Origin of the sequence: Gloeocapsopsis crepidinum LEGE 06123 (genome assembly GCF_015207655.1) — a bacterium.
GTDB lineage: Bacteria > Cyanobacteriota > Cyanobacteriia > Cyanobacteriales > Chroococcidiopsidaceae > Gloeocapsopsis > Gloeocapsopsis crepidinum.
This window is the reverse complement of the sequence record NZ_JADEWN010000021.1, coordinates 24,503-37,670: the sequence shown is the minus strand read 5'-3', so window position 1 is coordinate 37,670 and position 13,168 is coordinate 24,503. Positions and strand designations below refer to the sequence as shown.

The following is a 13,168-nucleotide window of genomic DNA, read 5'->3' as shown; positions in this document are numbered from 1 at the left end:
ACGCAAATAAACCAACTCAACTGTAGGATTATTCACAGGAATAACCGAATCTGCTAAAAATACTCGTGTCTCTCCTCACACCTGACGTTTACTCTAAAAAACCATGAATGGAACTTGGCAAGGCATAGCAACGATGATGAAAGTGCCAATTCTAGACTATCAACTACTGGCGCAATTTCAACAAGCCCCAGGAAGTCAACCACTACAGCAAACAGGGCAAGCCTTACAAACGACGGTGGACTACTCAGCAGGTTTACTAGCAGGCTTATGGGCGTTTCTTCCTAGCTTACTAGCAGCACTGTTAGTTTTGATAGTCGGCTGGATTATTGCGGCGATCGCAAAATCAATTACAAAAGGACTCCTCAGCCGCACAAATCTAGATAACCGAATTGCTGGAGGTCTTGTTGGGCGTGGTGACTCTGGAGATCTACCGCGAGTCGAAAATTTAATTGCCAACATCGTCTTCTGGATTATTATCCTATTCACTGCGATCGCAGTTTTACAAGCATTAAATCTGCAAGCAGTATCGCAGCCACTCAATAACTTCCTCAATCTCGTTCTTGGCTTTATTCCTCGGTTAATAGGAGCATTGCTACTGTTTGGTGTTGCATGGCTGATTGCAACGCTGGTAAAGCTGATTACAGTTCGAGGACTACAAGCAGTACGACTAGATGAACGTTTAGACCAGCGTGCGCCCGACGAAACCCGCGAACCAAACCAAATGTCACTGAGCGAAACGATTGGTAATGCGCTTTACTGGTTCATCTTTTTACTGTTTCTCATTCCAGTTCTCGATACATTAGGGTTGCAGCAAGCACTATTACCAGTGCAGAACTTGGTTAATGAGATTCTGTTAATCTTACCAAATATCTTGGCAGCAGTTTTAATTGCCGCAGCAGGTTGGTTACTTGCTACAGTTGTCCGCCGAATTGTCACCAATTTACTGGCATCAACTGGAGCCGATCAAATGGGCGAACGGTTCGGGTTAGGTAGAACTCGAACTAGTACATCAACACAATCGCTCTCAGGCATTATTGGCACAATTGTCTATGTGCTGATTTTGATTCCCGTAGCAATTGCAGCATTGAATGCCCTGCGAATTAATGCGATTTCTGTGCCGGCGATCGCTATGCTACAGCAAATCCTCAACGCGCTACCCGCGATCTTCACCGCTGCGTTGATTCTCATTTTGGGTTATTTCTTGGGGCGCTTTGTTGCTGACCTTGTGACCAACATTCTCTCCAGCTTGGGCTTTGATAACATCTTCTCCATCATTGGGTTGTCTGGCTTGCAAAGACGTCGTACTCCTACTGATGTCAGAAGAACCGAAGAAGTCTTTGTGATTCCGCCTCCTGGTAGTGACCAAGAAACTGTATTACAGCCTGAACGCACTACTGCTGAAAACGCTGCAGCTGCAATTACAACACGCACGCCATCAGAAGCTGTCGGAATTATTACCTTAGTAGGGATTATGCTGTTTGCGACTGTAGCAGCAGTCAATATCCTCAATATTCCAGCACTGACACTTCTTGTCAGCGGTTTAATTGTCATCTTCGGACGAATTTTGGCTGGCTTGATTGTATTTGCTATCGGGCTATTCTTAGCAAATCTGGCTTACAGTTTGATTGTGAGTTCCTCTAGCAATCGTCAAGCACAATTACTAGGTCAAGTAGCACGCATTGCAATCATTGCGTTTGTTTCAGCTTTGGCATTACAACAAATCGGAATTGCCACTGAAATTGTTAACTTAGCGTTTGGACTACTTTTAGGTGCTGTCGCTGTCGCCGTTGCGATCGCCTTTGGTTTAGGTGGTCGCGATATTGCCGCGCAACAAGTGCGTAATGTCTTAAGTTCATTCCAAGAACAACGCAATCAACCACCGCGTTAGTAGAAAAGAGTAGGGGGAGACTAGAAGTTTTGAGTCGTGAAGTGTTGAGTTATAAGTTTAAGAGAGTTGAGAAAAATCTTTAATTCAAAACTCACGCATTCAAAACTCTTTTAATTCAAAATTCAAAACTCAAAACTAATCACTCACCCCTCGCCCCTAACTTACTACGCAGTTCATCTTTGATGCGACTGATAATGGAGGTTTCATCCAGTGAAGCCAAGATGCTTTGGACAACTGCTTTAGGACCTTCCGGACCCCAAGTCGCGCCGTTAGCTAAGTAAGTCTTGGTAACTTGTCCAATTCCATAAGAAGATACCCCAGCAACTCCTGCTTGCGTGAGCGCCACAGAAACATAAGGACCTAAAGCAAGACCACCAGTTGCACTCGCAGATAAACCAAGTAAAGATTTCAGCGAACTGAGTCCTAAGTTTGCCAAGAGTTCACTAATACTAATTCCACCCATACTGATGGCGATTTTTTGTAACAGCCCAGCAGCACCAGTTTGAGTCATGGGAATATCATAAAGTTTAGATAAACTCAAAATTAAAGCAATGTCTATAACTGCACCACTAACAAGGTCAACAACTGTGAGTGGATTGAGGGCGATCGCTGTTGCTTTAGTCATCACTGCCCGCCAAATGAGTTCGTTTGCACTGCGATCGCGCTCTTCGAGCTTGCGCTGGACGAGTTGCTCGTTAATATTGTCGGCATAAAGCATACTGTTGAGTGCGACTAAAGCTTTACCTTCTCGATGCATAATTTCTAAGATTTTCAGCTTGAGTTCCTCAACTTGGGGGGTGCTTGTACGTAACTGCACGCCGCGCGTTCCATCAGCGCGTTGCACCGCTGTCCTTACCAACGGAGAAGCCGCCGCCATCACAATTTCATCCGGTGAGAGCAACTTGCGCACGCGATCGTCACGAATTTTGTGATAAATCGCCATGCGATCTGCTTGAGGATATTGATCTATTTTGTTGAAGACAAGCAAAATTGGCTTACCAGCTTCCCGTAGTTGCGACAAAGCCTCATGTTCTACCTGAGTTATGTCTCCAGCAACAGCAAATAAAATTAAATCAGCTTGTGCAGCAATTTTTCTTGCTAACTCAGCACGAGTTTCACCATCAACCTCATCTAAACCTGGAGTATCAATTAGTTCAATTTGAGAAGCCCCCGCACCCGTAAGCGTTGCTTTTTGATAGCGATCGCCATTGATACTTTGTTCACTAACGCTCCAAGCTACCCGCGATGCAGTGCGTGTTACGCCGTGCAGTGGACCAGTTTCAAATACTTGTTGTCCTACTAAAGCATTGAGTAAAGAGGACTTCCCACGACCTACCATACCAAAGGCAGCAATTTGTAACACTCGACGCTCTAAGTTGCCAAGCATCGTTTCTAGTTGTTGAATCTCCGCTTCTAAACCACGACGTTCTTGAGAGGTCAAATCGAGTTTAGTGACTAAATTGTGCAAAGTATCTTTTGCTTGTTGATAGTTCAACTCTGCTTGAATCTCAGCAACACTCGAAATTGCCTGATCTAAATCTGCATCATCCCAAGCATCCAATAGAGAAGAATTACTTTCTCCAAAAGATTCTGATGGCATTTGATCGCGCTGCGATCGCTGCTCTATATTTGAAGGGAACTTGTTTTGATCAGAACTTGGGTCAGGCAATGCAAAAGTCAATTGTCTTACCTCCTGGTATTAGCATTGAATTGGCGGTGCTTACGAGATGACACATAGCAGGGTTCAGGGTTCAGGGTTAAAACAGTGGCTAGGCATTACCTTGACCGTAGTTGGAGTAATGATATTAATCATTGCTATATAAATTTAGATAGGCGATCGCATCATCTCGATCCTAATCATGTTTTAAGGACAAAAGGTGTTCGGTTCTCTCACCAAAAGCTATTGACATCTGAAACAATCTACATTGTCAGAAATGCAAATTTATGTCTTTGTACTTTTGTTTTGAGTAGTAGTCTCTGGTCACAATGGAAAGTTAATTATCTGATTCAAGCTGTCGAGATTGGGAAAAGAAGGATTGTGAGTCGTAAGCGTTTACCTGAAACCACTGCCCATGTTAGGATTACGCGACAGTCCTGGCAGCATGGCTTGTTAGAAGGAGAAGTAAGAGCTGGAGATTTTGAATGGCAGTTTCAATGGTGTTTTCGGCGTGGTGAACTGTCTGTCAAACCTTCTCAAGGTCGTGCTCTCATCAAAGAACCGCTAGGACGCTTTTTAGAACAGAAAGATTATCAACTCGAACCAGGAGGAGACTACGCCTTTACTATCCGTGCAGAACTTTAGGAAGGGTGACTAGTGGCTAGTGATTAGTTTTGAGTTTTGAATTTTGAATTAGAAGAACTCTCTTAAACTCAACACTTCACTACTCAGCACTCATAACTCTCTTGAACTCATAACTCAACACTTCACGACTCTTACTGTGCTAGCCGACTGAGATATCGTTCAATTAACAGAATGGCAACAATATCATCAATTGGTTTTGGTGGTTGGCGTAAACCGCGCGGTAATAGTTGTTGCAGTCCTTGAGGGGGAAACATTTGCCAGTAGCGATCGCGTGCTTCCAAACTCGTATATCTTTCATCAACCATTACAATCGATGGCGGTTCAGATAGTTTTGTTACTAATTTTTGCTTCCAGTTTTTGGCAGTTGTTTGATCTCCAATGACAATCAGAGAAATAGGGAATTGTTGGCGGAGTTGTTCGATAGCAGCGATCGCCTCTGTTGCCAAGACAACTTGGTGACAATACAGTGTTCGATCTAGCCCCATCACTGCTATTCCACACTTATCTCGTCCTGGATCAAACCCCAAAATTGTTGGCTGCATTGACAAACCTTGCAAATCAATTCAAGAAAGCACTTTTTCATAAGAGTTCGGGAGTCAGAGATCCGAGGTCAGGGGAACCAAAAATCCTGTCCTCAAAAAGGTCTGATGCTCCTAACTTTAGTTAATAAGCAACGAACAATTTATTTCTAGGTGCGAAGCGTGAAGCAATTAAGACAGTGGCGATTCTCTGACCCCCAATTTCCCGCTCCCCAATCCCTTCAATTAAGTACTAAGTACGAAACACAACTTGCCCATTTTGCATTGCTAATAATTCCACCTTCAAAGGTCCCGACGTGTAAGTGACTTCTGCGGCTACTGCTTGAATTTCTACTGGTTGATTGTATTGCTTCAACTGTTCGATAAAACCAATCAGTGTTTCAATACGATTGTCTCCTATTTGGATTGTATCGCCTAAAATACCTGCTCGTTGTGCCCGAAAATTAGAAGCTCCTAATAGAAGTTCTACCCTTTGCCTCAATTCTGTGTCCGACATAGTAGTAGGATTCGCAGAAATAGCAGCTAAGACATCACCAGGGCGAAAAACAACTTGGTTTTGTGCCGCATCTGCAATAACTTGAACTGATCTTTCTCCTAAGACATAGTTGCCTGCTGACACGATCCGAATAACATAGTCATGACCATCATCAATCTGCTTAATCAATTGATCGACTTGTGCAGAAGAGATGTTTACTATTTGCTCATTTTGCTCGATGCCTGGCTGAGTGAATCTCACCGCAGTTTTATTTGCTTCTACAAGCAGTTGATCGACTGCTTGACGAGCAGCTTTAGGATCGACAATTCGCACCACGCCACCAGATAAAACTTGTCCTCGGAATAAAGCAACATTTCCACGTCGCAATACTTGTAAATTTCTTTCTAAGTTTTGTGCTTCTTGTTCTAGATAGTTTTGCTGAGTTTCTAATTGTTTGAGACGACTTTCTCGTTGTGCAATAACTTGATCCCGTTGTGTAATACTTTCATCTAACTTAGCAATTTCTTGATCCCGCTTAGTGATTTGCGCTCTTAGCTGATCTCGCTGTTCGGTTAACTGCTGTAATTCTGTTTGTACTTGTTGAATTTCTGCACGCAATTCTTTGGCTCGTTGAGAAACAGTTCTCAGCCTTGTTTGTGCTTGTTGAAACTGAGTAGAAACCTGAGTTAGTTGTTCTTGTGTTTGATTCAGTTGTGCTTGCGTCTGTGCTTGTCGTGCTTGTGTGCGATTCAGTTGTGTTTGTGTCTGTGCTTGCTGTGTTCGCGCTGCTTGTAATGATTCATTGATTGTTTCTAAACGTTGCTGTGCTTCTGCTTCTCTTCTCTGGGCTTCTCGTTGTTCTGCTTTTTGTTCTGCTCTTGCTTGGACTAATTCTTGTTGAACTTGTGTTTTTTCTTCAGTTGTTGCTTCAAGTTGTTGACGTGTTGTTTCTAACTGTTGGCGTCTATCTCGCAGTTCACTTTGAATTTCTTCAAGTTCAAAGACTCCAGTACGCAAACGTTCATCTGCAGCAAATAAAATTGCCAAAGTAGAAGCAGAAATAATACTTCCAGTCAAAATGGTGATGACTACAGCAGTGTTGCGGGGGCGAAGATTGAATAAGCTTAAACGCGCTTTACCAACTCGCGTACCTAGGCGATCGCCCACCGTTGCAATTACGCCTCCTAAAATTAAAATTGATGCAATTAAGATGTATCCGGTGGTCATTTTTAGCTTTTCATACCCCTCCAGATACAGCCTACTACCTTTTAGGAGAAAGTTAATGTCAGCAAAGAATTTTAGAGATGGGAATCAAACGTGCAGGGGAAGAACTAGTGATTAGGTACTAGTTATTAGCCACTCTTAACACTAGCCACTTATTATCATCCCACCTGCTCAACTAAACTGTTGACTCAACGCCACTGGATTGTGCACTGTAATTTTTTTCTTGTGAATTGAAATCATATTCTCTTGACGCAAGTCTCCTAGTAATCTTGTAACAGTTACGCGAGTCGAACCGATGGCTTCTGCGATCGCCTGATGCGACAACTTCAAGTCAATTGTGATGCCATCTGCATTAGGAACACCAAAGTCACGACACAAAATGAGTAAAAAGCTGACCAACCGAGATCCCATATCGCGGTGCGCTAAAGTTTCAATCATCATTTCTGTCTGTAAAATCCTCGAAGATAAGCCTCGCAGCATCAACATAGATAACTCAGGATTATCTTTTAAAGATTGTTCTACTTGCTCTATTGGTGCTGATAACAACTCTACAGGTGTAAAAGCCACAGCATGATAAAACCGATCCGAGCGGTTTCCTGTTAGCAGTGACAATACCCCAAAAACACTGTTTTCGCGAAGCAGCGCCACAGTGATTTCCTCTCCAGCCTCATAAACCCGCGAAAGCTTCACTGCACCCTTGATGAGAAAGTACACTCTTTCGGCTGGATCGCCAGGAAAAAATATAGTTTTACCTCTCTCAAAGGTTTCTACAACTGGTGGAAATGAACCAGCTCCCACCTGACGAAATACAGCTGCTAGCGGTCTATCTTGCGTCACGACCATATATCCTTGCCCTTACCGATGCTCGAAAGCCTACACCAATTCAACATTCCACACCAGCTTTTAGACCTTAAATCACTTAAGCCGAGTTGCATTCGGGGTTTTGTATTCTACTTTACATAAAGTTTAAAATTACAAATTCCTTGCCCTTAAATCAAGACTTTAATATAAATTTACTTAGTATTCGTCTGCTCACTAGTAGCTAGCATAACTTGTCAAGTCCTTATAAGAAAGCTGAGAGAGTCGTGAAGTGTTGAGATATGAGTTATGAGTTTAAGAGAGTTGAGAAAGTTCTAATGCCTCCGGCACCTTTCTTCGCTTTCCAAAACGTGCTAAGTCACCGCTACGCTAACACGCATTCAAAACTCGCCCCTCGCCCCTCGCTCCTCGCCCCTAATTCCAGTATCCTCAAGAAGGTTGCATAAGTTAACTACCATGCTCGATTTAACTGGAAAAAATGCCTTAGTGACTGGCATTGCTAACAATCGCTCGATTGCCTGGGGAATTGCCCAACAACTACACAAAGCAGGAGCCAATATTGGGGTAAGCTACCTTCCTGATGACAAGGGAAAGATGGAAAAAAAAGTTGCAGAACTTGTAGAACCACTCAATCCCAGTTTATTTGTTCCCTGTGATGTTCAAAATGAGGCACAAATTGAGTCTACCTTTGCCGCAATTCAAGAAAAATGGAGCAAACTCGATATCCTAATTCATTGTCTTGCTTTTGCTAACAAAGAAGATTTAAGTGGTGAATTTAGTCATACCTCACGCTCTGGTTTTGCCAAGGCTCTAGAGATTAGCACTTATTCCCTCATTCAGTTAAGTGGAGCCGCAAAACCTTTGATGACAGAAGGCGGAAGTATTGTGACATTGACATATTTAGGTGGCGATCGCGTTGTACCAAACTATAACGTCATGGGAATTGCCAAAGCCGGATTAGAAATGAGTGTCCGCTATTTAGCCTCAGAACTCGGTTCGCAAAATGTTCGTGTCAATGCTATTTCAGCAGGACCAATCCGCACGCTTGCCTCTTCAGCAGTTGGTGGTATTTTGGATATGATTCATCACGTTGAAGAGGTTGCTCCTTTGCGGCGTACTGTTACCCAAACTGAAGTTGGTAATGCCGCAGCTTTTTTGTGTAGCGATCTCGCAAGCGGTATTACTGGTCAAATTTTGTATGTCGATGCTGGCTATCAAATTATGGGAATGTAGTTAATTGACGCTATAGACGCAGGCATCCCGCCTGCAAGCACAATGTGTAGCATGGTAATAGAATTTTTCTAGTAGTTAATTTTGACTCCATGCAGGTAAGCAGTACTCTAGGTCAGGGTGACACCCTCAGCGAAATTTCTCAGATCGCGGTAGCTCGGACTGCCTCAATTCACCGTACTACAGGTGAAACTAATGTCCAAGTTAATTTGAATCTCGATGGCACAGGAAAGTGTATAGCAGCAACAGGCATACCTTTTCTCGATCATATGCTGCATCAAATCGCGTCGCATGGTTTGATTGACTTAGACATCCAAGCAACAGGCGACATTGAAATTGACGATCACCACACTAACGAAGATGTTGGCATTACTCTAGGGCAAGCGCTTCATAAAGCGTTGGGCGATCGCAAGGGTATAGTCCGTTTCGGCAACTTTCTTGCACCCCTAGACGAAGCTTTAGTACAAGTTGCGCTAGATTTCTCTGGACGTCCTCATCTTAGCTACGGCTTACAAATTCCGACTCAGCGTGTTGGGACATACGATACTCAACTTGTGCGGGAATTTTTTGTGGCGATCGTCAACCACAGTCAAATGACACTACATATTCGTCAACTCGATGGCATTAACTCACACCACATCATCGAAGCGACCTTTAAAGCCTTTGCTAGAGCCATGCGCATGGCTGTGGAAGTCGATCTCCGACGGGCGGGTGCAATTCCCAGTTCAAAGGGGGTTTTGTAACCACAGTAGACATTTACATCGGCGTCATAGGGGTTACACATCCTAGGGTAGATGGATACTATAGTAAGCATTGATATTTATTAAGAATTATCAATGTTTATTTCTCTAAGTGGTACGAGTTTGAAAAACTCCTTGACAAAAACACTATTTTTTGGTCACGAACCAACTCCAGAGTTACTGGGCATATTAGTTGTTTACTTTGTGCAAGGTATCTTGGGATTGGCGCGGCTGGCGGTAAGCTTTTTCCTTAAAGATGAGTTAGGTTTAAGCCCAGCTGAAGTGTCAGCGCTGTTTGGTATTGTGGCGTTGCCTTGGATTGTTAAGCCATTATTTGGCTTTATCTCAGATGGATTGCCTATTCTTGGCTACCGTCGGCGTCCCTATTTGATCTTGTCTGGCATCTTAGGAGCGCTTTCCTGGGCAGGTTTGGCAACAATTGTCCAAACTTCCACTGCCGCCACCTTGGCACTCGCACTTGGCTCCTTGTCGGTTGCAATCGGTGATGTGATTGTTGACTCACTTGTAGTAGAACGCGCGCGTGCCGAATCACAGGGAGAAGTCGGGTCGTTACAATCTTTGTGTTGGGGTACTTCAGCTTTTGGTGGCTTGATCACCGCCTATTTTAGTGGATTGCTACTGGAACACTTTTCCACTCGCACAATTTTTTGGATTACCGCTTCTTTTCCGTTAATTGTCTCTGGAGTGGCTTGGTTAATTGCGGAGTCTCCAATCACAGAGAAACCTGATTTGTCAACTGTCAAGCATCAGTTTGAGGAATTACGCAAAGCAATTACTCAAAAAGCAATTTGGCTTCCTGCTGCATTTGTGTTCATTTGGCAAGCAACTCCTACAGCTGATGCAGCCTTCTTCTTCTTCACCACCAACGAATTGGGATTTGAACCAGAGTTTTTAGGAAGAGTCCGCTTAGTAACAAGTATCGCCTCGCTTGTTGGAGTGTGGTTATTTCATCGCTTTTTAAAAAATGTCCCGTTTCGCGTCATTTTTGGTTGGAGTACCCTACTTTCAGCAGTACTAGGGATGAGTATGCTGCTGTTAGTCACGCATACTAACCGCGCTTTAGGTATCGATGACCATTGGTTTAGTATTGGCGACAATCTAATTCTCACAGTAATGGGACAGATTGCTTATATGCCAGTTCTCGTCTTGGCAGCCCGTCTGTGCCCCCCAGGAGTGGAAGCAACGTTATTCGCTTTATTGATGTCCATTTCTAACTTAGGAGGACTGCTTTCCTATCAATTCGGCGCATTGCTGATGCATTTGATGGGAATTACACAGACAAACTTTAGTAATCTCTGGATACTGGTTGTCATTGCTAATGTCAGCACATTGTTACCACTACCATTTTTGAGCTGGCTTCCTGCCACAGATGCAACTCAGCCCAGCGAACCTGCTACGGAGATTGATACTGACACTACCCCCACCAATCTTGGACAAAGCCTGTTACCCGAATTGATGTCTGAGTTGGTGCCGCAATCATTGTTACAACAACCAGCTGAAGAACCTGTTGAATAGAGAACTTCATTTTTCTAGCCACTAACTACTAATCACTCTTCCACTAGCTATGCAACTTTACGAACGCGCATCTACAGTTCCTACCCACTCCTATCAGCGCCAAGATTGGCAAGGAGGATACGAATCTCTTAAAACTGAATACGATTACTGGATTGATGATATTGAGGGGCAAATTCCACCAGAACTGCAAGGAACGTTGTTTCGTAATGGTCCTGGGTTATTAGATGTTAATGGTAATGCTATACATCATCCTTTTGATGGTGATGGCATGATCAGTGCGATCGCTTTTCACAATGGTCGCGCTCACTTTCGCAATCGTTTTGTGCGTACTGCTGCGTTTGTAGAAGAACAACAAGCAGGTAAAATCCTCTACCGTGGTGTTTTTGGCACGCAAAAGCCTGGTGGTTGGCTAGCGAACGCTTTTGATCTCCGACTGAAAAACATTGCTAATACTAACGTTGTTTACTGGGGTGGTAAACTCCTCGCACTGTGGGAAGCTGCTGATCCCCACCGCCTCGATCCAGCAACATTAGAAACATTAGGGAAAGACTCACTCAACGGTGTTTTAGCTGATGGTGAAGCTTTTGCCGCCCATCCTCGCATTGATCCTCGGTGTAACCAAGATGATGGCGCACCATGCATGGTCAACTTCTCGATCAAGCCAGGTTTATCTTCAACCATTACAATTTTTGAACTAGATCCGGCTGGTAACGTTATTCGCCAACACGCGCACAATGTTCCTGGGTTCGCTTTTATTCACGATTTTGCCATCACCGAAAATTACTGTATTTTCTTCCAAAATCCAATCGCATTTAATCCAATTCCTTTTGTTTTTGGTTTGCGTGGTGCAGGAGAGTGTATTAAGTTTCAGCCAAATCAACCAACACGCATTGTTGTGATTCCGCGACATAAATCGCGACAAATGCAAATTCTCGAAACGCAATCTGGTTTTGTATTTCATCATGCGAATGCGTTTGAGCAAGGTGAGGAAATTTTTATAGACTCAATTTGCTATGAATCTTTTCCGGAAGTCGAAGCCGGAAGTGATTTTAAACAAGTTGATTTTGATGCACTCCAACCAGGACAGATGTGGCGCTTTCATGTCAACTTACAGCAGCAGACAGTATTACGGGCATTAATTGAACCACGCTGTTGTGAATTTCCCACCATGCATCCTGAAAAAGTCGGGCGTCCTTGTCGTTACTTATATATGGGTGCAGCGCACGCGAATACTGGAAATGCTCCACTTCAAGCAATTCTCAAAGCTGATCTTGAAACAGGACATCGACAATTGTGGAGTGCTGCACCACGTGGCTTTGTCAGCGAACCAATTTTTGTTGAACGCCCTCATGGTGAAGGTGAAGATGATGGTTGGATATTAGCACTGGTTTACGATGCGACACATCATCGTTCGGATGTGGTGATTTTAGATGCGCGTAATTTTGAGCAAGGTGCGATCGCCCGTCTCCATCTCAAGCATCATATTCCTTATGGGTTGCATGGTAGCTTTACGCCTGAACTGTTTATACCAGCTTACTAAACAACAAATCAAGCAAGACGACTTACGTATTTGCAAACTTAGATGAGTTTTTAAAGCAGAAAACTGAGTCAGAATAAATGTTTTCAAGCTTAACTGTTGAACGTTTCTAAATACTCTATCTAATAGCTTCTACTTAGTAGCACTTACGTAAGTCTCCATTAAAGCATTCATAATTACCTAATAATAAAGGAAGCTGATAAAAGCTATAGGTAGCGTGACTGCCAATACTTGTTTCACTCATACTCGTATATATCCTACATCTATAGATAAAATAATTTGAGTGTGACTAATAAGCTTAGTGTTTTATGATGTGTTTGAAACCAAGCTCACTCTTTTTTCTAGATATCTATCGCTTAATTTGCTTTGGCATTTGCTAAACAAGTCAAGTGCTATATTTGCTTGCGTAAATCCACTGGTGTGGAATAAAAGAATGAGTTAGAGATGCAACTCAGTAATCGAGGATCAAATTAATGAGTACACCAGAAGAAGAACACGTTACCTACGTTGCAGTTGAACCAAACAAAGCCACAATGCAAGCAACAAACCACAACTGACGGCTGGTGATAGGGCTGGTAGTGCTAATTTAGAAAAAGCCAGAGATCTTCTATTTAGCAATCAAATTCGGAAATTTGATAAGAAGTTTAATCGGCTAGAAGAACGTTTCATTAAAGAATGTACCAACTTGCATGACGATACGAAAAAACGGCTAGATTCTTTGGAAGATTACATTAAACAAGAAATAGACTCACTTACCAAAGAAATTAAATTTTAGCAAGCTGCAAGAGATAAAGCGATAAAAAACTTGAATTAAAGTATCAAAGATATTACTAAAACACTAGAAGTAGAGACAAAAAACGTTTAGACTCTATAGATTC

Annotated in this window: 10 protein-coding genes; 6 read left to right on the top strand and 4 right to left on the bottom strand. The window is 43.0% G+C overall.

The window, feature by feature from the left end; all coding sequences use genetic code 11:
• Positions 1-103: 103 nt before the first annotated feature.
• Positions 104-1,888 carry a mechanosensitive ion channel gene (locus IQ230_RS10425; RefSeq protein WP_193931935.1) on the top strand — a complete coding sequence of 595 codons (1,785 nt, stop codon included), beginning with the start codon at positions 104-106 and terminating at the stop codon, positions 1,886-1,888.
• A gap of 139 nt (positions 1,889-2,027) precedes the next feature.
• On the opposite strand, the gene IQ230_RS10420 is transcribed toward IQ230_RS10425, so the two are convergent.
• Positions 2,028-3,488, bottom strand: a complete 1,461-nt coding sequence (locus tag IQ230_RS10420) for a GTP-binding protein (protein WP_193931967.1) — start codon at positions 3,486-3,488, stop codon at positions 2,028-2,030.
• 438 nt (positions 3,489-3,926) lie between these two features.
• Between IQ230_RS10420 and IQ230_RS10415 the strand changes: the two genes are divergently transcribed.
• Positions 3,927-4,190, top strand: a complete 264-nt coding sequence (locus tag IQ230_RS10415) for a DUF3146 family protein (protein ID WP_099700226.1) — start codon at positions 3,927-3,929, stop codon at positions 4,188-4,190.
• A 131-nt stretch (positions 4,191-4,321) separates the two neighbouring features.
• On the opposite strand, the gene IQ230_RS10410 is transcribed toward IQ230_RS10415, so the two are convergent.
• The 3 genes from IQ230_RS10410 to ntcA all read right to left on the bottom strand — a co-directional run bounded on the left by IQ230_RS10410 (position 4,322) and on the right by ntcA (position 7,271).
• Complete coding sequence (locus IQ230_RS10410) at positions 4,322-4,732, bottom strand: pre-16S rRNA-processing nuclease YqgF (protein ID WP_193931934.1); 411 nt, start codon at positions 4,730-4,732, stop codon at positions 4,322-4,324.
• A 229-nt stretch (positions 4,733-4,961) separates the two neighbouring features.
• On the bottom strand, positions 4,962-6,431 hold the full coding sequence (locus IQ230_RS10405) for a DUF3084 domain-containing protein (protein ID WP_193931933.1): 1,470 nt from the start codon (positions 6,429-6,431) through the stop codon (positions 4,962-4,964).
• 168 nt (positions 6,432-6,599) lie between these two features.
• Positions 6,600-7,271, bottom strand: a complete 672-nt coding sequence (gene ntcA, locus IQ230_RS10400) for a global nitrogen regulator NtcA (protein ID WP_015188606.1) — start codon at positions 7,269-7,271, stop codon at positions 6,600-6,602.
• A gap of 432 nt (positions 7,272-7,703) precedes the next feature.
• On the opposite strand from ntcA, the gene fabI reads away from it, so the two are divergent.
• The 4 genes from fabI to IQ230_RS10380 all read left to right on the top strand — a co-directional run bounded on the left by fabI (position 7,704) and on the right by IQ230_RS10380 (position 12,293).
• Positions 7,704-8,480: an enoyl-ACP reductase FabI gene (gene fabI / locus IQ230_RS10395; RefSeq protein WP_193931932.1), complete on the top strand. Its 777-nt coding sequence runs from the start codon at positions 7,704-7,706 to the stop codon at positions 8,478-8,480.
• Positions 8,481-8,569: 89 nt separating this feature from the next.
• The gene (gene hisB, locus IQ230_RS10390) at positions 8,570-9,220 is read left to right on the top strand and encodes an imidazoleglycerol-phosphate dehydratase HisB (RefSeq protein WP_193931931.1); all 651 of its coding nucleotides are present in this window, start codon (positions 8,570-8,572) and stop codon (positions 9,218-9,220) included.
• 93 nt (positions 9,221-9,313) lie between these two features.
• Positions 9,314-10,753, top strand: coding sequence for a folate/biopterin family MFS transporter (locus IQ230_RS10385; protein ID WP_193931930.1), 1,440 nt, complete (start codon positions 9,314-9,316; stop codon positions 10,751-10,753).
• A 49-nt stretch (positions 10,754-10,802) separates the two neighbouring features.
• On the top strand, positions 10,803-12,293 hold the full coding sequence (locus IQ230_RS10380) for a carotenoid oxygenase family protein (RefSeq protein WP_193931929.1): 1,491 nt from the start codon (positions 10,803-10,805) through the stop codon (positions 12,291-12,293).
• The last annotated feature ends 875 nt before the right edge of the window (positions 12,294-13,168 follow it).